The organism is Komagataeibacter saccharivorans (assembly GCF_004348195.1).
Classification (GTDB): domain Bacteria; phylum Pseudomonadota; class Alphaproteobacteria; order Acetobacterales; family Acetobacteraceae; genus Komagataeibacter; species Komagataeibacter saccharivorans.
The window spans coordinates 881,869-904,895 of the sequence record NZ_CP036404.1; the positions used below are offsets into that span (position 1 = coordinate 881,869).

Sequence of the window (23,027 nt, forward strand, 5' to 3'; positions counted from 1 at the left end):
AATCCAGAAAAACGAATTATATTGACGGATTCCTTGATTTGTATTTTTTAAATCCATTATCGAATCGCACGTCATATTCTTCCCGTGTAACGCTTAGTTATTATTTATTACAATATATTACATTATGTATTGTTCCGCATACATGTGTCACCATGCCGAACCCAGAGGAACGCAACAGTCGAAAGCAGGGCTGCGCGTAACGCAACCCGTTTTCATTTGCACTGACCGTATTCAATCCATCTGGACAACGGGCCAGCCAACAGGCGTCATCTTCATCATATTTTCACGGAATGCAGTATCCGGGCGAGAATAACACTGGTAACACCATCATAATTCGATGTGCAGCCGACCAATACTGCAGGGCACGATTTAAGATAGGTACCCAGCGTGACCGTTTTCCATTCCAGCCCCCTACTCTCCCGTCTGGAAACCGCCGTTTCAGGTCGCTGCTACCTTACATGCTGCCATTCCTGATTGTTGTCGCATGCGACGTGGTTATTGAACTGCATGACTATCAGCACGCGAAAATGGAGGTGCGGGCGGAAGCCCTGCGCAATACCCAGGCGTATGCGAACCTGATCGCCGACCGGCTGAATACGCGCTTTACGGAACTGGATGTCGCCTCCGCTGCACTGCAACTGCCACATACCAACCCCGCAACACCTTCCCCCCAGATGGGTGAAGCGCTGCGTCGCTACCTGCTTTCGCGCGCCACGCCCTATACGTTCAATGTTCTTGCGGCCGACGGGGAAACGATCCAGTGGTCTACCGCACCGTCGGGCACCACGCAGGCAAAGAACGCGCAGACATCCGCCGCGGACTTCACCCCCCTTGACCATTCCGGCAACCACCTTCTGGGCCGGATACAGTATCGGGACGACACGGGGGATGCCGTGCTGCCCCTGCTTGTCCATGGCGATACGGATGAACATACGGGGTATTTCTTTGCCTCCAACTATCATCTCGACCGCCTGCTCGATATCCGCGAACTTCCTGCCAACTATCGCAGGGGCTGGTCATTCACGCCCGTCGATACACGTGACGGCGCGGTCCTTCATGCCCGGCCCGCTTCTTCGCGGCGCTCCACTCCCACCCCGGCGGCAGACATCGCCATCGTGGTGGCGTCACCCGTGGACGACTACCCCTTCAGCGTGCGCCTTGCCGTGCCGGAAAGCCGTGTCCGGCAGACCTACTGGCGGCATGCGCCATCACGCTGGGGGATAGAAGCGCTGGCCTTCGGCTTGCTGCTCAGTGCGGTCGCGGTGACGATCCGGCGGCGCGAGCGCGAACAGATGCTGCAACTGACCCGGCTGACCGAGTTCAACAGCTTCATGGCGCAGCTTAACCAGTGCATCAGCCAGGCAAAGAACGAGGAAGCCCTGTTGCAGGAAATCTGCGACATGGCCATTCACTACGCGCACCTGAAAATCGCCTTCATCGGGCGACCGGATGAAAACGGGTCCATACGCATGCTGGCCGTGGCCGGGCCTGCCGGATGCATGGATGGCGTATCCATTTCCGTCCACCCGGACGTGCCGGAAGGTTGTGGCAATGTGGGCCGCGTGTGGCGCAGCGGGCAGCCCATTTTCAACGCATCCTTCAAGAACGGGGAACATACCGCCCCATGGCGGGAATGGGCCATACGACAGGGCGTGTGTTCCAACGCCGTGCTGCCCATCCATCGCGACGGGCAGATCTGGGCGGTGCTGAGCGTCTATCACGAACAGGTCGATGTATTTGACGACCAGCTTCAGGTGCTGCTGAAGGAAATTGCAACCGACATATCGAGCGGGCTGGAACAGCTTTATAACCGTCGCCTCCAGACCGCCCTGCTGGACAACTCGGTCGTCGGTATCCTGCTGGTCAAAGATCGCATCATCCAGATGACCAATACCCGCGTGGCGCAGATGCTTGGCCTGACCCCGGACTCACTGGTCAACCAGTCGGCTGAAATGCTCTATGCCGACAGGGAGGAATTCGAACGGGTCGGCGCCATATATGAACAGTTGCGGACCCGGTCCGAGGTGCGGGTTGCGGGCGTGCGCCTGTCCCGCCCCGACGGCCGCGTCATGATCGCCGATTTCTCGGGCGTGCAGCTCAGTGACATCAACGGCAATGTATCGGTCTGGACCATCGAGGACGTAACCAGCCGCGATGTGGCGCAACGCCTCTATCATGCGCTGGTCAATACCGCTGACGCCGTGCTTCAGGCCAGCAGCGACACCGAAATGTGCGCCCGCGCCTGTTCGGATCTGGTGCATGACACGCTGTTCCATGCGGTATGGATCGGCAGGATGGAACCGGGCTACCGGCTGAATGTCATCGCCCGCGCAGGCGAAGGGACGGATGGCATGGACGCACTGGACCTGCGCGCCATGGACGAAGTGCCCGTGCCGCTGGTCGCCGCGCGCGCGTGGAAGACGGAGGCCCTTTCCTACAGCAACGATGAACTGGGCGAACAGGCGCAGGCGCCGTGGTTCGATTTCGTCAGGCGGAACCAGTGGCGCGCTGTGCTGTCCACGCCGATCTGGCGCGGTGGATCAACGTGGATGGTCATCACCTTCGTTTCCCCGCAGCCCCATATCTTTGATGCGCAGAGCATAGCCCTGTGCCAGCGCGTCGCCCATCTGCTGGGCCACGCGCTGGATACGCTGGACGCCAAGCAGCGCGTCGAAAAATTACAGGTGGAGGAATCCCAGCGCGCACGCCACGATCCCCTGACCGGCCTGCCCAACCGGCTGGCGCTGGAAGAATACATGCCGCTGGCCCTGGCACGGGCGCGGCGGCAGGGCACTGCCGTTGGCGTCAGCATGCTCGACCTTGATGACTTCAAGCTGGTCAATGACAGTTACGGGCATGAGGCAGGCGACGTACTGTTGCAGGAACTGGCCCGTCGCATGCGGGCCGGACTGCGCCAGACCGATTACATCGCGCGACTGGGCGGTGATGAATTCGTCATTATTATCGATGACCTCGACCCGCTTGTTCCCGTAGCGCAGGCCACGACGGTACTGGACCAGTTGCATGTGGCGGTTGAAAGCCCCTTCCAGGTCACGCCCGAATCCCGCGCGGTGGTGGGGATGACCCTTGGTCTGGCGCTTTACCCACTGGACGGGGAAGATCCCGATACCCTGTTACGGCGCGCCGATGCCGCCATGTACCAGTCAAAGGTGACAAAGGCCACGCGCAAGACATGGTGGTGCCTTGCCAGCGCAACCGTGGCGCGACCGCCCACGGATAATGCGCCCGAAACGATTGCATTTGATGCCTATGGTCCCGAAGCGGCAGAACTGCTGACACGGGCGCGGAGCTTCCTCGCCCGTATCCGGCATGATTTCATGGAACGTTTTGACGACCTTATTGGCGAAACGCCCGATGGAAAACGCATCCTGTCCGTCTTCACGGCGGAGGAACTGGCCCACCTCAAGGAACAGCAGCTAAAGCATCTGGGCTTCCTGCTCGCGCCTGAAACCACACGGCAGGACATCGTGGCGATCGCAGGCCGGATCGGCACCATACATGCCCTTTCGGGCCTCACGCCGACATTGCTTAGCGAATCCTACAGCATTTACCGTCGCCTGCTTATCGACCGTCTGGACAAGGCCATGCTGCGCGCCAGCGAGCAGTATCATATCCTGCTGACCACCGAAATTCGCATTCAGGATGACAAGGGCGCGCAGCTACAGGCGGGTCAGGTGGTCGAACAGACCTATTTCTCCCTTCTGTCCGAAAACCTGCCCGTAACCGACCGCAGCCTTACCGACGCCACCGCACAGGAAATGGAAGATTTCGGCCAGTTACCCGGCATACAGGCCGCCATGCTGTTCCGCGCCAGCGCATCGGGGCAACTGGTTGTGACGGGCACCGGCGGCCCACAGGCACAGAAACTGGGCAACGCCATGCTGCCAGTCCTCGCACAGCCGATAACCGAGCCGGACCCGTCATTCAACCAGTCCGTCACAGGCATCGCATGGCGTAGCCGACAGCGGCAGCATTGCGCCTCCTACGTTACGGATCCCCGCGTTGTAGTGTGGCGTGACGTGATGAAACACCTTGGCATCGTGTCATCCCTCAGCATTCCGATCAGGGGAAACGATGGGCAGGTGATGGCCGTACTGACCGTTTACGGCGCCTATCCCAACCAGTTTGAATCGCTGCTGATGCAGCAGTTCGCCAGCGGATTGCAGCAACGGTGGGAACAGATCTGGCAACGCTATCCTTCCCCACTCCCTGCGGCGACCATAACGGAACCCCGGCCCCGATAACGCCCCCATGAACCGCCATTGGAAAAACGTGGCCCGTAGTGATGAAATCCGGCTTCACGAAAACTGGGAAAAATTGCCTGAATGGCCACCAAGAGCCGTTCTGCAAATCATGGGGGGGGGACGTTTTTGGTGCCCCTCTTTCACAGCGCCGCAGATGATGCCGCTTTAAAAAAGGCAGCATCGGGAAATTGATCACTAATCCAGTTTCAAACGGCGTCTGAATCCGGACCATATCCGCTTCAGCCGTCCCTACATGACTCACAGCCCACGTCATTACACGGAAACGGGTGTAGCCGACGAAATGGCGAAGGCCCAACCACAATGCACCCATGGGCAATCCCGTCCGCACGGACAGCGAACCCTGATTACGTGCATCATGACCCAGCAGGTTGAAACCTACAGGCAGGCACATTATTTTATTGGGGAGTTTTTGGCTGGGGGACCTGGATTCGAACCAGGGCTGACCGGGTCAGAGCCGGTAGTTCTACCGCTAAACTATCCCCCAGCAAGGAGAAAGCGGCGCGATGCGCTGCGGTGATCAGGCATATACCCGTCGGTTATCGGGCGTGCAACCCCCCTGATTGCTTTTTTGCAAACTTTCTCTTTTGGCTTGCGTTTTACGCAGTACACTTAACACAATAGGTAATGCCTCGATCGTCAACGGGTCTAACGGGTTTGGATGAACATGGTCCAGCAGCCGCTCAGCGCACAGATACGGGAACAGGGATACATTCCCCTTCCCACCCCCGCGCCGCAGCGCCGTAGCGTGCGCGGGCCACTTTATGCCGCCATCGACCTGGGCACCCATAACTGTCGCCTGCTGGTCGCCCGCGCGGGTGAACGGGGGCTGCGCGTGATCGACAGCTTCAGCCGTGCCGTCCGGCTGGGAGAGGGCCTGCACCATTCCGGCCAGCTTGCCGAGGCCGCGATGGAACGCACCATCGCAGCCCTGCGCGCCTGCGTCGCGCGGATGGGGCTGTATGACCTGCATGACCACCGCGCAATTGCGACAGAAGCCTGCCGCCGTGCGGGAAATGGCATGGACTTCCTGGCCCGTGTCCTGAACGAGACGGGGCTGAACATCTCCATCATTTCCGCGCGGGAAGAAGCGGAGCTGGCGCTGGCTGCCTGTACATCGCTGCTGCAGGACAGGCGGGAGACCACCGGGCGGGGGCTGCTGTTTGATATCGGCGGCGGCTCGACCGAAGTCGCATGGGCGCGAATCGACCGCGACGCCCGGCGGCATGACCTGTCGGGCTATGTCAGCCTGCCGGTTGGCATCATGACGCTGGGCGAACGCGACGGCGCGGATATTTTTTCCGACACGGGTTATCGCGCCGTTGTGGATGAAATCAGCAATGTACTGCGCGGTTTTGACGACGTACACTGCATTGCGCGCGAAATCGCACGACAGAATGTCACGCTTCTGGGCACCAGTGGCACCGTCACCACGCTGGCCAGTCTGGCGCTGGCGCAGGAGCGTTACGACCGCACGGGAATTGACGGGGCAAGCCTGTCGGTGCCGCAGGCGCTGGGCATAATCGACAGCCTGCGCCAGTCCGGCCTGAACGGGCTTGCACGCCATCCCGTTATCGGCCCGGACCGCGCGCGCTACCTTCTGCCCGGCTGCGCCATATTCGAAGCGATCGTCACCACATGGCCCATGGCGGAAGTAAGGGTGGCGGACCGGGGATTGCGCGATGGCATGCTTTTACGCATGATCGGGGATCGCAGACGACGCGGCGGCTTTTCCGCCACCTCGTCTTCCCTCTCCTTTCATAATCGTATGGAGCACCGGGTCAGTCCCTGACCGCGTCCCGTCATGAAACAGCGTTCTTCTACCCGCATACCGGGCAAGGCCCGTAACAGCAGCCTTACGCCCGGCAGCAACGACACCAGCACCGACGGACAGGCAGCGCGCGCCAACCGGACCAAGACCGTCACGGTCAAGAAGGCGCGCGGCCGCACGACAGCACAGCATCGCTGGCTGCAACGGCAGTTGAATGATCCCTACGTTCAGGCCGCGCAGAAGCAGGGCTGGCGTTCACGCGCGGCCTTCAAGCTGATTGAACTGGACGACCGTTTTCACCTGATCCGGCCCGGCACCCGCGTCGTGGATCTGGGTGCGGCCCCCGGCGGCTGGACGCAGGTGGCGGTCAAGCGCGGCGCGGCGGAAGTGGTCGGCGTTGATCTGCTGCCGGTTGATCCTGTGCCGGGCGCTACCATTCTTGAAGGGGATTTCAACGATCCCGACATGCCCGACCGCCTGACCGAACTGCTTGGGGGAAAGCCTGATCTGGTCATGTCGGACATGGCGCCCAACACCACTGGCCATGCCCCCACCGATCACCTGCGCATTATCGGGCTGGCCGAACTGGCGCTTGATTTCGCGGTCCATATCCTCGCCCCCGGCGGCGCATTCATCGCCAAGGTGTTCCAGGGTGGTTCGGAAAAGCAGATGCTGGGCGAACTCAAGAAGATGTTCACGCAGGTCCGCCACGCCAAGCCTCCTGCCAGCCGCAAGGAATCGAGCGAACTCTATGTCGTGGCGACAGGGTTCCGCGGTCTGGACAGCGAAGAAAGCTGAACTGCCCGACCGCGTTTCCTGACACTCAGTCAGGTACGTGGTGATCGTCCCACAGCCACGCAGCCCCCCGCACACCGGAACTGTCGCCATGCCGGTTGCGCACAATCGGCGTGCGGCAGTCGGGGGTAATGACATAGCGGCGCATGAGCCGGGGCACGCGCTCGTACAGCGTTTCAAGGTTGGACACGCCGCCGCCCAGCACGATGACATCGGGGTCCATGAAATTGATCGCCATGGCGCAGGCCCGCGCCATGCGGTCCATGTAACGGTCCAGCGCCCCGATCGCGGTCAGGTCCCCTGCATCAGCCTCCTGCTCGATATGGGCAGCGCTGCGATGGCCGGGGCCTTTCCAGTCCTGCGCCAGCGCGGAGCCACTCAGGAACCGCTCCATACATCCTTCATTGCCGCAGAAACATTTCGGCATGGGAAATTCCTCAAGCCGGGGCCACGGCAGCGGCGTATGTCCCCATTCACCCGCGATATGGTTGCGCCCGATCAGCAGCTTGCGGTCGATCACGATCCCCGCCCCCATGCCGGTGCCGATGATGACGCCAAACACGCTATGATAACCAGCGCCCGCACCGTCTATCGCCTCGGACAGGGCAAAGCAGTTCGCATCATTTTCAATGCGGACTTCGCGGCCCAGCGCCGCCGACATATCGCGTATCAGCGGCTGGTTGTTCAGCCATGTGGCATTGGCGTTCTTGATCACGCCAGCATCGGGGCTGATGGAACCCGGAATACCGATTCCGACCGTCCCCGTGCCGCCCAGTTCCTTATCCACGCCATGGATCAGGTCACACATGGCCGCAATGGCCGCATTATAGCTGCCCGGATTGACAATCCGCCGACGGACAAGCTCGGCTCCGTCCATGCCAAGGGCTGCGATTTCGATCTTGGTGCCGCCAAAATCTATTCCGATACGATAGGAAGCCATCCGGAGTCTTTCTTTCATCATGTTTTATCAGTGGCACGTTTTCTTTTATGGTCGTACCTGCAGGGAACATCAAACCCTGATGTCCGCACATAGCTGCCCACCACACGGAGACATGGCCCCCCATGAGTGAGATCCTGCTAGACGCCCGTGGCCTGACCTGCCCCCTGCCCGTGCTCAAGGCCAACCGCATGCTGCGCGGGCTGGCGCCGGGGGCGCGGCTGCGCGTGATTGCGACCGACCGGGCATCCGTCGCGGATTTTCAGGCTTTCTGCCGCGAGACGGGCCACGCCCTGATCGCATTCGGAGAAGAAGGCGGCACGCTGTCCTTCGTAATCCGCCGCAGGCAGGAAACGGACGCCGCATCCCATTCGCGCCCATGATCCGCCCCATTGTCAAACTAGTCTAAAACCAGTTGTCCCCTTGGCAGGATGCCCCACAAGGATGTAATGCGTCCGCCACCACGTTATTTCAGGAAGCACCGCGTACAGATGACCGATGACCTGACCAACCTGTCCTTCGAGGACGCACTGGCCGAACTTGAAGCCATCGTGCGACAGCTTGAGGTAGGCCAGCTCAGGCTGGAGGACGCGATCACATCCTACGAGCGCGGCGCCGCCCTGCGGCAGTACTGTCAGAAGAAACTGGACGAGGCGGAAGCCCGCGTTCAGGCGATTGTCCAGCGTGCAGACGGTACGCTGGAAGCAAAACCAATGGATTGATGCGCCAGATGAACCAAACAACAGCAACCGCGTCCCAAACAGACGGTACGGATCGCATGGTCCGTCTGCGTGCATCCATGGCCGCGCGCGCCACGGCGATCGAACATATGATCGACCGTCTCCTGCCGCGCGTCGAAGGGGGGGAAGCCCGCCTGATCGACGCCATGCGTTATGCGACACTTGGCGGCGGCAAGCGCCTGCGTGGCTATCTGGTGGCGGAAGTCGCCAGCCTGTTCAAGGTCGCAGCCGAAGGCGCCGACCGCGTCGCCGCTTCGGTTGAAATGCTGCATGCCTATTCCCTGGTGCATGACGACCTGCCCGCCATGGACGATGACGACCTGCGCCGTGGCCAGCCCTCCACCCATCGCAAGTTTGACGAAGCCACCGCCATTCTGGCCGGTGACGCGCTGCAGACGATGGCGTTCGACATTCTGGCCAACCCGCTGACGCATGACAGCGCGGAGGTGCGCATCAACCTTGTCCGCGCGCTGGCCGACGCATCCGGTGCCGCAGGCATGGTTGGCGGCCAGATGATCGACATGGAAGGGGAAGGCCGTGCGCTGTCGCTGGAGGAAGTCGCCCGCCTGCACGCGCTCAAGACCGGCTGCCTGATCCGCTATTCAGCCGAAGCCGGCGCCATTCTGGGTCAGGCCAGTGATGACGTGCGCAAGCGCATTTCCGCCTATGGCCGCGATCTGGGTGCCGCGTTCCAGATTGCGGACGATGTGCTGGACGCCACCGCCAGCGCCGAGGAACTGGGCAAGACGGCCGGCAAGGACGAAGCCGCGGGCAAGTCCACCTATGTCGCCCTGCTGGGCGTGGATGGTGCCGCGCGTGAAGCGAAGCGCGTGGCCGAACAGGCTGAATCCCATATCGACATTTTTGGCCCGGAGGCTGATCGCCTGCGCGATCTGGTCCGCTACGTGGTCGAGCGCAGGAACTGATGGACATGACCGACACCAACACCCCTTCCGCGATTCCGACCCTTGGGCGCTATGCGCAGCTTGACCGGGTGCGCGCGCCGCATGACATGCGCAACCTTTCGGTGGAGCAGTTAAAGCAGCTGGCGGATGAACTGCGGTCGGAAACGATCGACGCAGTGTCCACCACGGGCGGGCATCTGGGCGCGTCGCTGGGCGTGGTTGAACTGACGGTGGCGCTGCATGCCGTGTTCGACACGCCCGATGACCGGGTGATCTGGGATGTCGGCCACCAGGCCTATCCGCACAAGATCCTGACCGGGCGGCGTGAGCGCATCCGCACCCTGCGCCAGCCTGGCGGGCTTTCGGGCTTCACCCGCCGCAGCGAGAGCGAATACGACCCGTTTGGCGCCGCCCACTCCTCGACTTCCATTTCCGCGGGCCTCGGCATGGCCGTCGCCCATCATCTGCGCGCGGAGGAAGACCCCTCCTACCGCGAGCGCAACGTGATTGCGGTGATCGGCGATGGCTCGATCTCGGCGGGCATGGCGTATGAGGCGATGAACAACGCCTCGCATTGCGGTCCCGGCGCCGAGCGCCTGATCGTGGTGCTCAACGACAACGAAATGTCCATCGCCCCGCCGGTCGGCGCGATGTCGAGCTACCTGTCGCGGCTCATGTCCTCGCGCAAGTTCCTGTCCCTGCGTGAACTGGCGGGCAAGATGGCCAAACGCCTGCCGGGCCGTCTGGAACGCACGGCGAAGAAGGCGGATGAATACGCGCGCGGCATCATGACCGGCGGCACGCTGTTCGAGGAACTGGGCTTCTACTATGTCGGCCCCGTGGACGGGCATGACATGAACCAGCTTGTCCACATCCTGCGCAACCTGCGCGACGCGGAAGATGTCGGCCCCGTGCTGCTGCATGTGATCACCGAGAAGGGCCATGGCTACACGCCGGCCGAATCGGCGGGCGACAAGTATCACGCCGTCTCCAAATTCAACGTCGTGACCGGCGAGCAGAAGAAAGGCCCGGCCGGACCGCCGAGCTATACGTCCGTCTTCGCCAGGGAACTGGTCCGTCAGGCCGCGACCGACGACAGGATCGTCACCGTTACTGCCGCGATGCCGTCGGGCACGGGTCTGGACAAGTTTGCAAAAGCCTATCCCGACCGCTTCTTTGATGTCGGCATTGCCGAACAGCATGCCGTAACCTTTGCCGCAGGCATGGCGACCGAGGGGCTGCGCCCGTTCTGCGCCATCTATTCCACCTTCCTGCAGCGCGCCTATGATCAGGTGATGCATGACGTGGTGCTGCAGAAGCTGCCGGTGCGTTTCGCCATCGACCGCGCGGGGCTGGTGGGCGCCGATGGCGCGACCCATGCGGGGTCGTTCGACATCGCCTATCTGGGCTGCCTGCCGGGCATCACGCTGATGGCGCCCAGCACCGAACTGGAACTGCTGCACATGACCGCGACCGCGGTCGCGTTTGACGAAGGCCCGATCGGGCTGCGCTATCCGCGTGGCAACGGGCTGGGCCTCGACCTGCCCGCGGCGGGCGAGATCCTCGAGATCGGGCGGGGCCGGATCATGCGGGAAATGAGCCGCCAGTCCGGGCCGGAACAGGGCGGCATCGCCATCCTGTCGCTTGGCCCGCGTCTGGCCGAGGCGCTGAAGGCCGCCGACATGCTTGCAGCCCAGGGCCTGTCGCCCACGGTGGCGGATGCCCGCTTCGCCAAGCCGCTGGATACCGCCCTGATCGAACAGCTTGCGCGTAACCACGCCGTGCTGATCACGATCGAGGAAGGATCGGTCGGTGGCTTCGGGTCCTATGTCATGACGCATCTGGCGAAAACCGGCCTGCTCGACCGTGTCCGCTTCCGCCCCATGACCCTGCCCGACCGCTTCATCGACCACAACACGCAGGATGCGCAATATATCGAGGCAGGGCTGGATGCGGCGGCCATCGTGGCGACCGCGCTGAAGGCGCTTGGCGTGCCACAGACACGGCAGATGGCCTGAACCCGGTTCGGTCAGGGCAGGCAAGCGCATGGCGAAACGTCGCGTCGATCAGATGCTGGTGGACCGGGGACTAGTGGAAACCCGAACCCGGGCGCAGGCGCTCATCATGGCCGGACTGGTCTATACATCCGACCGGCGCATCGCCAAGGCGGGCGAGCAGATTGCGGAAGATACGCCGCTCATGCTCAAGGGTCAGGACCATCCATGGGTTTCGCGCGGCGGGATCAAGCTGGCGCATGGGCTGGAACATTTCGACTTTTCGCCCGCCGGGCTGACCTGTCTGGATGTGGGCGCCTCAACCGGCGGCTTTACCGATGTGCTGCTGCATGAAGGGGCCGCGAAGGTCTATGCCGTGGATGTCGGTCACGGCCAGCTTGCATGGAAACTGCGCAGCAACGAACAGGTTGTCGTGCTGGAAAAATGCAATGCGCGGGCGCTGGATGCCACCATCATTCCAGATCCGGTGCAGGCGCTGGTATGCGATGCCAGTTTCATCGGTCTGCGCACTGTCCTGCCTGCTGGGCTGGCGCTGTGCGCACCGGGGGCATGGGCCATTGCCCTGATCAAGCCCCAGTTCGAGGCGGGGCGGGAGTCAGTCGGCGCCAAGGGCGTGGTGCGTGACCCGGCAGTGCATGACGCAGTATGCGAAATGATCCGCCAGTGGTGGTCTGACCTGCCCGGATGGACGGTTCTGGGCATTGATCCCAGCCCGATTACCGGGCCGGAAGGCAACCGGGAATTCCTGATCGCCGCGCGCCGGGACGGCTGATCGGCTGTCGCATCCCGTATGCGGGTTGTGATACACAGGCAAAAAAGAACGCGATGCGTTCCCTTCCCCCATAAATGACATGAAGAACATAGGCAGCACCGTGATGTCCGCAGCCCCCGTAACCTCACCTTCCCGGTCACATGACGGGGCGGCGGCCTCGCTCCTCAATGACGAGGAACGGCTGCGCATCCGCGCCAAGTCGGCCCAGTTCGCACCGCCGACCGCCGCCCTGTCCGATGGCAGGCGTGACCTTGTCGGCCTCTCGCGCGAGGAACTGACGGACATCATGGTGGAAATTGGCGAAAAGCCATTCCGCACCAAGCAGTTGTGGCATTGGATATACCATCAGGGCGTGACCGATTTTTCACGCATGAGTTCCATCGCCCGCCCATTGCAGGAAAAGCTGGCCGAACGTTTTATCGTCGGTCGTCCCGGCGTAGTGACGGAACAGACATCGCAGGATTCCACGCGCAAGTTCCTGTTCCGCTTCCGCGACGGGCAGGAGGCGGAAACCGTCTACATCCCCGACCGGCAGGAAGACCGTGGCGCGGTTTGCATCTCCTCGCAGGTGGGGTGCACATTGTCGTGCACCTTCTGCCATACCGGCACGCAGGCACTGGTGCGCAACCTCGGGGCTGCGGAAATCGTGGGACAGTTCATGGCCGCGCGCGACAGTTATGGCGAATGGCCCAGCCCGAAAGGGGAAACCCCGCGCCTGCTGTCCACCATCGTGCTGATGGGCATGGGGGAGCCGCTGTATAATTACGACAACGTGGCCAAGGCCATGCGCATCATCATGGATGGTGAAGGCATAGGGCTGTCACGCCGGCGCATCACGCTGTCCACATCCGGCGTGGTGCCGATGATGGACCAGTGCGGCGCGGAACTGGGCATCAATCTGGCCGTATCGCTGCATGCGGTGCGCGATGACCTGCGTGATGAAATCGTGCCCCTGAACCGCAAATACCCCATCCGTGAGGTGATTGCCGCCTGCCGCCGCTACCCCGCCGCCAGCAATGCGCGACGCATCACGTTTGAATACATCATGTTACGGGGGATCAACGACAGCGAAGCCGACGCCCGTGAACTAGTGCGACTGATTTCGGGCATACCGGCCAAGGTCAACCTGATTCCATTCAACCCGTGGCCCGGCAGCAGCTATCTCCCTTCCACCCGTGAACAGCTTGAGCGCTTCGCGAAGATCGTGATGGATGCGGGCTTTGCCTCCCCCATCCGCATGCCGCGCGGGCGCGATATCCTTGCCGCATGTGGCCAGCTCCGCACCGAAAGCCAGCGCGTGCGTCGTGCCGCCCGTACGGATGATGCTCCCGATACGGCGGAATGACGTAAAAATCCGCCCTTCACTTCTGGTCGCCCGCGCCATGGGGTGCTAGGAGAACAGGCCGCCGGTTCACCCGGCAAAGCATTGTCAAAGTTTTGTCTACAGGAGCGTTCTTCCATGGCCGCCAAGGATGTCAAAAAGGTCGTTCTCGCGTATTCGGGCGGTCTTGATACCTCTGTAATTCTGCGCTGGCTCCAGACCACCTATAACTGCGAGGTCGTGACCTTCACGGCCGATCTGGGGCAGGGTGAGGAACTGGAACCGGCCCGCCGCAAGGCCGAGATGTTCGGCGTGAAGGAAATCTTCGTCGAAGACCTGCGCGAGACCTTCGTCAAGGACTTCGTCTTCCCGATGTTCCGCGCCAATGCGCTGTATGAGGGGCAGTACCTGCTGGGCACGTCCATCGCGCGCCCGCTGATCGCCCAGCGCCAGATCGAGATTGCCGAACAGGTCGGCGCCGATGCCGTGGCCCATGGCGCCACCGGCAAGGGCAACGATCAGGTCCGCTTCGAACTGGCCTATTACGCGCTCAAGCCCGACATCACGGTCATCGCGCCGTGGCGTGAATGGGACCTGACATCGCGCACGCGCCTGCTGTCCTTTGCCGAGGAACACCAGATCCCCATCGCCAAGGACAAGCGCGGCGAAGCCCCCTTCTCGGTCGATGCGAATCTGCTGCACTCCTCCTCCGAAGGCAAGCTGCTGGAAGACCCGGCGGTCGGCCCCGAGGAAATCGTGTTCCAGCGCACCATTTCGCCGGAAGCCGCACCTGACAAGCCCACCGAAATCACCATCGATTTCGTCTCGGGCGATCCGGTTGCGATCAATGGCGTCGCCATGTCTCCCGCCACCCTGCTCACCCGCCTGAACGAACTGGGCCGCGACAACGGCATCGGTCGCCTTGATCTGGTGGAAAACCGCTTCGTGGGCATGAAGTCGCGCGGCATTTACGAAACGCCGGGCGGCACGATCCTGCTGACCGCACATCGCAGCATCGAGAGCATCACGCTCGACCGCGAGGCCATGCACCTCAAGGACAGCCTGATGCCGCGCTATGCCGAAATCATCTATAACGGACTGTGGTTCTCGCCCGAGCGGCGCATGCTGCAGGCGCTCATCGACCAGAGCCAGCATTCCGTGACCGGTCGCGTCCGCCTCAAGCTGTACAAGGGCAATGTGATCTGCGTGGGCCGCGAAAGCCCCAACAGCCTGTATGACACCCGCGTCGTCACCTTCGAAGATGACGAAGGCGCATACAATCAGGCCGATGCGCAGGGCTTCATCAAGCTGAACGCACTGCGGCTGCGGCTGGGCGCCCAGATCGGCCGCCGCGGCGGTTCGCTCTGATCTGTTGCCCGTTCTTCCTTCTTCAACTTCTGGCCGAGGTGTCATGAAACGTTTTTCGCGTGTCATTCCCCTTCTTGTTGCGGGCGCGCTGGCCCTGCCGCTTGCGGCATGCGGCGGCTCGAAAGCGGATGACCAGCCGGAACTCACCCCCGCGCAGTTCATGGACAACGTGCGCAAGCAGCCCGGCGTCAAGACACTGCCGGACGGACTGGCCTACAAGGTCCTGAAATCCGGACCGAAGGACGCACCGCAGCCGACCATCAATGACAGTGTCATGGTGATCTATGAAGGCCGCCTGCCCGATGGTGGCATCTTCGACAGTTCCGACCAGCATGGCCACGGCGCCTATATGCAGATGCCGCTGGAAATGGTGATCAAGGGCTGGCAGGAAGCCGTGCCGATGATGCATGTGGGTGATACATGGATGCTGTATGTCCCGCCCGAACTGGCTTACGGACATAAGTCCATGGGCGTGATCCAGCCGGACAGCCCGCTGATCTTCAAGATACAGTTGCTGGGTGTGGCACCCAACGGACACTAGGCCGGAAAAGCCATTCATCCATCGGGTGAATGGCTTTTTTCTTATGTAACGGCACAGGAAAGCGAAAAGCGGAAATGGGTATGGACACCGGAATGCTTGTGCGCCACATGCACAGGACGGTGATGGTATGCGCGATGGTCGTGCTTGCGGGCTGCACCCGCCATGGGCAGGAAGGGGTCGCGCGCTACCGCACCAATTGCGGTATCTGCCACCATGGCGGTGAAGGCATGAAGGGAGAAATCCCGCCCGTATCGGGCCGTGTGGACCGCATCGCCGCCACGGCGGAAGGCAGGCATTACCTGATTGACGTGCTGCTTAACGGCCTTAACGGTCCGCTGGATATTCAGGGCGTGCACTACAACTTTTCCATGCCCCCTTTCCGCGCCCACCTGTCGGATGAGGAAATCACCTCCATCCTCAGCTATCTCGCCACGCGCGGCGATACCTTCCCCGCCCCCGTATTCCGGGCGGAGGAAGTCGCCGCCGCACGCGCCCAGCCACTGGCATCGGGCAAGGTGGCGGAAGAACGCCGCCATCTTGACGCCACGTATCCCCTGCCCTGACCGTCCCGCATCTTGACCAGTACGGGCAAAAAAACGGAAAACGTTTTCATGCAACGCCTATTTTCCGGCATTCAGCCGACCGGTATCCCGCAGCTTGGCAATTATCTGGGTGCAATACGCAACTGGGTCGCATTGCAGCAGGATCATGAATGTATCTTCTGTCTGGTGGACATGCACGCCATCACCACCTGGCAGGACCCCAAGGTGCTGCGCCAGCAGACACTGGCGCAGACTGCCGTCCTGCTTGCGTCAGGCATTGATGTGCAGCGCCATATCCTGTTCAACCAGTCCGCCGTCAGCGCGCATGCCCGGCTGGGGTGGATCTTCAACTGCGTGGCACGCATCGGCTGGCTCAACCGCATGACGCAGTTCAAGGACAAGGCAGGCAAGGACCGGGAGAAACATTCCGCCGGGCTATATGTCTATCCTGACCTGATGGCTGCCGACATCCTTGCCTACAAGGCCACGGTGGTACCCGTTGGTGATGACCAGAAACAGCACCTTGAGCTGACCAACGACATCGCCCAGAAATTCAACCATGATTACGGCGTTGAGTTCTTCCCGCAGGTTGAAGCCCTGATCCCGCCGCAGGGCGCGCGCGTGATGAGCCTGCGCGATGGCAGCAAGAAGATGTCCAAATCCGATCCATCCGCCCAGAGCCGGATCGAAATGACGGATGACGCGGATACAATCGCACTCAAGATCAAACGCGCCAAAAGCGATTCCGAGCCCCTGCCATCAGAAGTGGCGGGACTTGAAAACCGGCCGGAGGCACGCAATCTGGTCACCATCTACGCCACGCTGTCCGGTACGACCATCGCTGATGTGCTGGGCCAGTTTGGTGGTCAGGGTTTTGGTCCGTTCAAGACCGCCCTTACGGATGTTGTGGTCAACGCGATCAGCCCCATCGCATCGGAGACGGAGCGACTGCTGAAGGAGCCGGGCTTCCTGTGCGATACGCTGCGCGATGGCGCACGCCGCGCCGGTGCGATTGCGGAACCCATCGTATCAGAGGCGGAAACGCTGGTGGGCTTTCTGAAATAACTACGAAAGGCGGCACCATGCGCCAGGAACTGCACAGCCTTCAGGTTACGACCCGTGGCAAGGGGCTGGTCGCCATCGACCGGCCGGTTCTGGACTGGGTGCATGACAGCGGGATCGAAACCGGCCTGCTGACCCTGTGGTGCCGCCACACATCCGCATCCCTTACGGTGCAGGAAAACGCTGATCCCACGGTGCGTGAGGATATCGAACGGTATTTCGAATCCCTCGTGCCCGAAGCACCGGGGCGCTACATCCATGAAGATGAAGGCCCCGACGACATGCCCGCCCATCTGCGCACAATGCTGACCAATACGCAGCTAACCATCCCTGTCGCGGATGGTCGGCCGGTGCTGGGGATGTGGCAGGGGCTTTACCTGTTTGAACATCGCAGCCGCCCGCATCGGCGCGAGATCGTCCTCCACCTGATCGGGGAATGATCCCGCAGCCCCGATGCGGGCTTCCGTTCAGCCTGCCTTCAGGATGGCGGCGTGATGGTCGATATGATCGGCTATGATGGACTGGATGAACCAGTAGGAATGATCATACGCCGCATGCTGGCGTAGCTTCAGCTTCTGGTCCGCCTTTGCCGCCGCTGCCTCAAGCAGTTCGGGTTTGAGCTGGTCGTGCAGGAACTGGTCGGCTTCCCCCTGATCGACGAGTATCTCCGTCGGGTGGGTATGCCCGGCCTCCAGCAGCAGCGTCGCATCCTCGCGCGCCCATGTCGCCCGGTCGGGACCAAGATAGGCAGTAAATGCCTTCTCACCCCATGGCACGGCAGCAGGATGGCAGATGGGCGCGAAGGCGGAAACCGACTTCCACGCCTGCGGCGCCCGCAGCGCATGGACCAGCGCACCATGACCGCCCATGGAATGACCCATGATCCCACGCCTTGCGCCATCAACCGGAAAAGTCGCCTCGATCAATGCAGGCAGTTCCTGACCGATATAGGTCCCCATGCGGTAGTGATCCCGCCACGGCTCGGCTGTGGCGTCGAGGTAGAACCCGGCCCCCGTGCCCAGATCGTAGCTGTCATCCTCCCCTGCCGCACCGGCGCCACGGGGGGACGTGTCGGATGCAACCAGCGCAAGCCCGTGCCGGGCTGCAAAGCGCACGGCATTGGACTTGATAAGGAATGTCTCCTCCGTGCAGGTCAGGCCCGCCAGCACGAACACGACCGGCACGCGTTCACCTGCCAGCGCCTGCTGGGGCAGGAACAGGCCAAAGCGGGCTTCCAGACTAAGGCTGGTGGAAGCATGCGCGTAGAACCCGACCCTGCCGCCACAGCTTGCATGCTCTTCACGGGTCGTGACGGGAGATGTGGTGTCAGTCTGGCTCATGGTATCAGAACTCCACGACGGTACGGATGCTCTCGCCACGGGCCATCATGTCGAAGCCTTCGTTGATGCGCTCCAGCGGCAGGGTGTGGGTAATCAGGTCGTCGATGTTGATGCGGTTTTCCATATACCAGTCAACGATCCTGGGCACGTCCGTACGCCCGCGCGCGCCACCGAAGGCCGAGCCGATCCACCGCCGGCCGGTCACGAGCTGGAAGGGGCGCGTGCTGATTTCCTGTCCCGCACCCGCAACACCGATGATGGTGGACACGCCCCAGCCCCGATGCGCGCATTCCAGCGCCTGCCGCATGAGGGTAGGATTGCCCACGCATTCAAACGAGTAGTCCGCCCCGCCACCGGTCAGTTCCACCAGATGGCCCACGATATCGCCATCCGGTCCCAGATCGTTGGGGTTGACGAAATCGGTCATGCCGAACTTGCGCGCCATCGCTTCGCGTGCGGGGTTGATGTCCACGCCGATGATCCTGTCAGCGCCGACCATCTTCGCACCCTGGATCACGTTGAGGCCGATACCGCCCAGCCCGAACACCACAACGGACGCACCGGCTTCCACCTTGGCCGTGAACAGCACCGCGCCAATACCCGTGGTGACGCCGCAGCCGATGTAGCAGACCTTGTCGAACGGCGCGTCGGGACGGATTTTGGCCAGCGCGATTTCCGGCAGGACCGTGTAGTTCGCAAAGGTCGAGCAGCCCATGTAGTGATGGATCGGCTGCCCCCTGAACGAAAAGCGCGACGTGCCATCGGGCATCAGGCCCTTGCCCTGCGTGCTGCGGATGGCCGTGCACAGGTTGGTCTTACGCGACAGGCACGACTTACACTCCCGGCATTCCGGGGTGTAGAGCGGGATGACATGATCGCCGGGCCGCAGGTGCTTTACGCCCGCGCCAACTTCCACCACCACGCCTGCGCCCTCATGGCCCAGAATGGCCGGAAACAGCCCTTCGGGGTCCGCGCCGGACAGGGTGAACTTGTCCGTGTGGCACAGCCCGGTGGCCTTGATTTCCACCAGAACCTCGCCCTCGCGCGGGCCTTCAAGCTGTACGGTCTCGATTTCCAGCGGTTTGCCCGCTTCAAATGCAACGGCTGCCCTTACGTCCATAACCCGTCTTTATCCCCTGATATGTTACGCGCCACTCGGCCCGGATAATTTCGTTACGATTAAGGGCATGAGAACCACGGACGTCAATGCCGCCCGTGGCGATCGATCCACCCTTCCCCGCTTCGGTTACAAATCATGCCACAGGCCGGACACAGTCCCGCAGCGCGGCATGGATGTGATATGCCTGTTGGCCTGTCGCCACTATCGGGAACGCCATATGGTCATCAATCGCAGAATTGGTTTGTGGATCCTGATGCGCGAAAGCCTGCTGTCGCTGGTGCTTTTATGCGCATGGGACGTAGTCGTCGTGGTCATGTTCCAGATCTTCCATCAGGAATGGATGGAACAGCCGACCCTGCCCGTCTCGCTCATCGGTTCGGCGCTGGTGCTGTTCATGAGCTTTCGCAACAACACCGCCTATAACCGCTGGTGGGAAGGACGCACCCTGTGGGGAGCGGTCACCAACAACAGCCGGTCCTTCGCGCGGCAGGCGGGCACCATCCTGCGCGGATGTCCCGATCTTGCGCGCGCCATGGCCGCCTACCCTTACGCGCTGCGCGGTGCGCTGGGCCGTCTGGACGCAACGGATGACATCATGCGCCTGCTGCCCGATTCCATGAAGGCGGGCGTGGAGGGCAAGGCGAACATCCCCGCCGCCATCCTGTTCCAGATCGGGCTGCGGGTGGATGAGGAATCGCGCAGGCTGGGCATTGACGGGGCGCTGCAGGGACAGATTGACCGCATCCTGTCGGACATGAGCAATGCGCAGGGCGGGCTGGAGCGCATACGCAATACGCCACTGGCCATCCAGTTTTCCGTCCTGCCCAAGGTGGTGGCGGCGGTATTCTGCATTATCCTGCCGCTATCCATGGTGCAGACGCTGGGATGGATCACGCCGCTGGGGTCGTCACTGGTGGGGCTGCTGTTCGTTGCACTCGACAAGATCGGCAGTGACCTGCAGGACCCGTTCAGCGCCACGCCGCACGGCATGCCGATGCTGACGATTTCCCGCACGATCGAAATCGACCTGCTCCAGTCCTGCGGACTGCCCGCCCCGCCGCCACTGGCGCCGGTAAGGGGAATAATGGGCTGATCATTGACCCTGCCCGAACATGCAGGAAGGGATCAAGACAGAAGGCGGAATTTATGTTATATGATTCCCATGAGCATGTTCAGAACCACCCAGAAGGGCACTGTGACCGATGCCATGGCACGGACGGCCGCGGCGACCACGGCTGCCGAAGCAAAGTCCAGCAAGGCTGTAAAAGACGAAGATCCGTTCCGCGAAGGTGACGCCATAGTCTACGCGGCGCACGGGGTCGGACGTGTCGACCGGATCGGCGTCGACGAAATCGCCGGAACGAAGCTGGAGATGATCCAGATTTCATTCCCCGGCAACCAGATGACACTGCGCATTCCGCTGTCCAAGGCCCGGCGGTCGGGCCTGCGCAAGATCGTCTCACGCGAGATCGTGGACAAGGCGATGGCCATCATCAAGGGCAAGCCGCATGTCAGCCGCGGCATGTGGGCACGTCGCGCCGTCGCCTATCAGGAAAAGATCAATTCGGGCGATCTGGTGCAGATTGCCGAAGTGCTGCGTGACCTGCGCCGTAATGTCGACAGCCTTGATGGCAGCTTCAGTGAGCGCAAGCTGTTCGAAGCGGCACAGGAACGCTTCGTGGCCGAGGTTGCCGTGCTGGAAGGCAAGGAACCCACCGAAGTGCTGGAAAAGCTGACCGAAGTCATGAAAGCGGCCTGAAACAGCTTCTTTCCTGCCCCCTTACCCCCAACCTGATCCGCCGGCCCATGGGCCGGCGGTTTTGATATGGGCGCATGGCAACGGATGCCCGGTGGCTCCTGTCGCATGCGCCCCGATAACGAGGACATTAATGACGACCGACCTGAAATGCCCCACCTGTGGGTGCGAGCATGTCTATCCCGATGGCAGCCTGTGGATGTGCCCCGAATGTGGCCATGAATGGAACCCGCAGGACAGCGCCACCGATACGCAGGGACCGCGCGTCATCCGCGACGCCAACGGCAATGAACTGACGGATGGCGATACGGTAACGGTTATCAAGGACCTGAAGATCAAGGGGTCTTCCTCCGTCGTCAAAGGCGGAACGAAGGTCAAGAACATCCGTCTGGTAGACGGAACGGACGGGCATGACATCGCCTGCAAGATCAGCGGGATTGGCGCGATGAACCTGAAATCGGAATTCGTCAAAAAATCCTGACGGGCCGCGCTGACCGCCGCCTGTGCACGGGTTATTCCGTGCGGTCTGACGGGGGGCAGCGCACCATCAGCATGATCGCGCTGCCCGCAAGGGCGGCCAGCATGGCCAGCACGAAGGGGCTGCGCGGCCCGGCAATTGCCGCCAGCACGCCCGACAGCACCGCGCCGGACCCTGCCGCAATATCGAAAAATACATCAAACAGCCCAATGGCCGAACCCGCGGCCTGCGGCGGCACCTGCCGGAGCACCGGCCCGGCCAGCAGCGGATAGGTCAGCGAATAGCCCAGTCCGCTCAGGAAACTGCCCATCGCGGCCTCCGTCGGTCCCGATGCCTGCCAGATCATGGCCAGCCCCGCGGCCTCGGTCAGCATGATGATGGCGACCATGGGCCGCACGTCATGCCGGTCCACATGACGGCTGCCAATCAGCCTTGCAATCATATGGCCGACACCAAAGGCCGCCAGCGCCCAGCCGCCCGCATGCCAGCCCCGGGCCGAATAGAAAATGACCAGAAAGGATGAAATCGCCGCAAATCCCACGGCGGACAGTCCCAGCGTCAGCCCCCATATCCATGTATGGGCAATCAGGTCCTTCCAGCGCACCTCCGCATGCGTGCCATCATGCAGCGCCGGGGGCGATGGACGCGACAGGATAAGCAGCATGCCACCCACCGGCAGGGCGATGGCGACAATGCACAACAGCAGGAAACCGGCCTGCGCCTCGATCACGTCGCCCAGCGCGGAACCCATGCCCAGCCCGGCGAATATGGCCAGCCCGACCCACGACATCGCAGCCCCCGCCCGTGCACGCCCCACAATCACGACGGCCCATACCCCGCCGCCCGTGACCATAAGCCCTTCACCCAGTCCCATGAGCAACCGGCCAACGACAATTACGGCCTGCTGCGCGGGTGGCGAAAGAAACGGCAGCAGGGCGAGACTGTACGCCATGCCCGAACATGCCGTGCAGGCCAGCCCCGACAGCAGCGTGTCCCGACCGCCGCGCCGGTCCGCCATCCGGCCTGCCCATGGCCGCGACAGCAGGGTGGCAGCGGACTGGATACCCATCACAAGGCCGATCAGGGTCGTGCCACTGCCAAAACGTGACTGGAATTCCAGTGGCAGGGCAGGCAGCGCCATCCCCATCGCCAGCATGCCGCTGGCAATGGCCAGCATGAGGGGCAACAGGCCGCCACGGCCGTCAGCTTGAGCAATCATGTCGGGACCGTAATGCATTTCCCCCCTGCGGAACAGGGGATGACGGTTACGGTCACGGTGAA

General features: G+C 62.1%; 21 protein-coding genes and 1 tRNA gene. 17 read left to right on the plus strand and 5 right to left on the minus strand.

The genetic code is table 11. The annotated features are described in order from the left end of the window. The first annotated feature begins 458 nt into the window (after positions 1-458). A complete protein-coding gene (locus tag KSAC_RS03845) occupies positions 459-4,265 on the plus strand; it encodes a diguanylate cyclase domain-containing protein (protein WP_165927281.1) in 3,807 nt (1,268 codons plus the stop codon). A 431-nt stretch (positions 4,266-4,696) separates the two neighbouring features. On the opposite strand, the gene KSAC_RS03850 is transcribed toward KSAC_RS03845, so the two are convergent. Further along, a tRNA-Gln gene (locus KSAC_RS03850) sits at positions 4,697-4,770 on the minus strand. 174 nt (positions 4,771-4,944) lie between these two features. On the opposite strand from KSAC_RS03850, the gene KSAC_RS03855 reads away from it, so the two are divergent. Both KSAC_RS03855 and KSAC_RS03860 read left to right on the plus strand, forming a co-directional pair. Next, complete coding sequence (locus tag KSAC_RS03855; RefSeq protein ID WP_102323506.1) at positions 4,945-6,075, plus strand: Ppx/GppA phosphatase family protein; 1,131 nt, start codon at positions 4,945-4,947, stop codon at positions 6,073-6,075. Positions 6,076-6,087: 12 nt separating this feature from the next. Further along, complete coding sequence (locus tag KSAC_RS03860) at positions 6,088-6,852, plus strand: RlmE family RNA methyltransferase (protein ID WP_102323505.1); 765 nt, start codon at positions 6,088-6,090, stop codon at positions 6,850-6,852. A 25-nt stretch (positions 6,853-6,877) separates the two neighbouring features. Here the strand turns inward: KSAC_RS03860 and KSAC_RS03865 are convergent, their stop codons facing one another. Then, positions 6,878-7,789: an ROK family protein gene (locus KSAC_RS03865; protein WP_132304303.1), complete on the minus strand. Its 912-nt coding sequence runs from the start codon at positions 7,787-7,789 to the stop codon at positions 6,878-6,880. A 122-nt stretch (positions 7,790-7,911) separates the two neighbouring features. Here KSAC_RS03865 and KSAC_RS03870 point away from each other — a divergent pair, with 122 nt between their 5' ends. The 11 genes from KSAC_RS03870 to KSAC_RS03920 all read left to right on the plus strand — a co-directional run bounded on the left by KSAC_RS03870 (position 7,912) and on the right by KSAC_RS03920 (position 17,492). Continuing rightward, positions 7,912-8,169 (plus strand): sulfurtransferase TusA family protein, encoded by a 258-nt coding sequence (locus tag KSAC_RS03870; RefSeq protein ID WP_102323503.1) that lies wholly within the window; start codon positions 7,912-7,914, stop codon positions 8,167-8,169. Between the two features lie 108 nt (positions 8,170-8,277). Next, complete coding sequence (locus KSAC_RS03875) at positions 8,278-8,508, plus strand: exodeoxyribonuclease VII small subunit (protein ID WP_102323502.1); 231 nt, start codon at positions 8,278-8,280, stop codon at positions 8,506-8,508. A gap of 8 nt (positions 8,509-8,516) precedes the next feature. After that, positions 8,517-9,452: a polyprenyl synthetase family protein gene (locus KSAC_RS03880; protein ID WP_408884741.1), complete on the plus strand. Its 936-nt coding sequence runs from the start codon at positions 8,517-8,519 to the stop codon at positions 9,450-9,452. A 5-nt stretch (positions 9,453-9,457) separates the two neighbouring features. Then, positions 9,458-11,449, plus strand: a complete 1,992-nt coding sequence (gene dxs / locus KSAC_RS03885; protein ID WP_132304305.1) for a 1-deoxy-D-xylulose-5-phosphate synthase — start codon at positions 9,458-9,460, stop codon at positions 11,447-11,449. A 28-nt stretch (positions 11,450-11,477) separates the two neighbouring features. Beyond that, the gene (locus tag KSAC_RS03890) at positions 11,478-12,218 is read left to right on the plus strand and encodes a TlyA family RNA methyltransferase (RefSeq protein ID WP_132304307.1); all 741 of its coding nucleotides are present in this window, start codon (positions 11,478-11,480) and stop codon (positions 12,216-12,218) included. A 103-nt stretch (positions 12,219-12,321) separates the two neighbouring features. Further along, positions 12,322-13,563 carry a 23S rRNA (adenine(2503)-C(2))-methyltransferase RlmN gene (gene rlmN / locus KSAC_RS03895; RefSeq protein ID WP_132306098.1) on the plus strand — a complete coding sequence of 414 codons (1,242 nt, stop codon included), beginning with the start codon at positions 12,322-12,324 and terminating at the stop codon, positions 13,561-13,563. A 114-nt stretch (positions 13,564-13,677) separates the two neighbouring features. Further along, entirely contained in the window at positions 13,678-14,907 is a 1,230-nt protein-coding gene (locus tag KSAC_RS03900) for an argininosuccinate synthase (RefSeq protein ID WP_102323499.1), read from the plus strand. A 43-nt stretch (positions 14,908-14,950) separates the two neighbouring features. Beyond that, positions 14,951-15,448: an FKBP-type peptidyl-prolyl cis-trans isomerase gene (locus KSAC_RS03905; RefSeq protein ID WP_102323498.1), complete on the plus strand. Its 498-nt coding sequence runs from the start codon at positions 14,951-14,953 to the stop codon at positions 15,446-15,448. A gap of 92 nt (positions 15,449-15,540) precedes the next feature. Beyond that, entirely contained in the window at positions 15,541-16,011 is a 471-nt protein-coding gene (locus KSAC_RS03910; RefSeq protein WP_408884753.1) for a c-type cytochrome, read from the plus strand. A 48-nt stretch (positions 16,012-16,059) separates the two neighbouring features. Beyond that, positions 16,060-17,055 carry a tryptophan--tRNA ligase gene (gene trpS, locus KSAC_RS03915; RefSeq protein WP_102323496.1) on the plus strand — a complete coding sequence of 332 codons (996 nt, stop codon included), beginning with the start codon at positions 16,060-16,062 and terminating at the stop codon, positions 17,053-17,055. 17 nt (positions 17,056-17,072) lie between these two features. Next, entirely contained in the window at positions 17,073-17,492 is a 420-nt protein-coding gene (locus KSAC_RS03920; protein WP_110548413.1) for a secondary thiamine-phosphate synthase enzyme YjbQ, read from the plus strand. 27 nt (positions 17,493-17,519) lie between these two features. Here the strand turns inward: KSAC_RS03920 and fghA are convergent, their stop codons facing one another. Both fghA and KSAC_RS03930 read right to left on the minus strand, forming a co-directional pair. Continuing rightward, positions 17,520-18,392 (minus strand): S-formylglutathione hydrolase, encoded by an 873-nt coding sequence (gene fghA / locus KSAC_RS03925; protein WP_132304311.1) that lies wholly within the window; start codon positions 18,390-18,392, stop codon positions 17,520-17,522. A gap of 4 nt (positions 18,393-18,396) precedes the next feature. Next, positions 18,397-19,512 carry an S-(hydroxymethyl)glutathione dehydrogenase/class III alcohol dehydrogenase gene (locus KSAC_RS03930; protein WP_102323930.1) on the minus strand — a complete coding sequence of 372 codons (1,116 nt, stop codon included), beginning with the start codon at positions 19,510-19,512 and terminating at the stop codon, positions 18,397-18,399. Positions 19,513-19,729: 217 nt separating this feature from the next. Between KSAC_RS03930 and KSAC_RS03935 the strand changes: the two genes are divergently transcribed. The 3 genes from KSAC_RS03935 (at position 19,730) to KSAC_RS03945 (ending at position 21,749) form a co-directional block, all read left to right on the plus strand. Further along, positions 19,730-20,605, plus strand: a complete 876-nt coding sequence (locus tag KSAC_RS03935) for a bestrophin family protein (RefSeq protein ID WP_132306100.1) — start codon at positions 19,730-19,732, stop codon at positions 20,603-20,605. 69 nt (positions 20,606-20,674) lie between these two features. Then, complete coding sequence (locus tag KSAC_RS03940; RefSeq protein ID WP_102324182.1) at positions 20,675-21,271, plus strand: CarD family transcriptional regulator; 597 nt, start codon at positions 20,675-20,677, stop codon at positions 21,269-21,271. Positions 21,272-21,401: 130 nt separating this feature from the next. After that, positions 21,402-21,749, plus strand: coding sequence for a zinc ribbon domain-containing protein YjdM (locus KSAC_RS03945; RefSeq protein ID WP_102323492.1), 348 nt, complete (start codon positions 21,402-21,404; stop codon positions 21,747-21,749). A 31-nt stretch (positions 21,750-21,780) separates the two neighbouring features. On the opposite strand, the gene KSAC_RS03950 is transcribed toward KSAC_RS03945, so the two are convergent. Beyond that, positions 21,781-22,983: an MFS transporter gene (locus tag KSAC_RS03950; protein WP_132304313.1), complete on the minus strand. Its 1,203-nt coding sequence runs from the start codon at positions 22,981-22,983 to the stop codon at positions 21,781-21,783. Between the last annotated feature and the right edge of the window lie 44 nt (positions 22,984-23,027).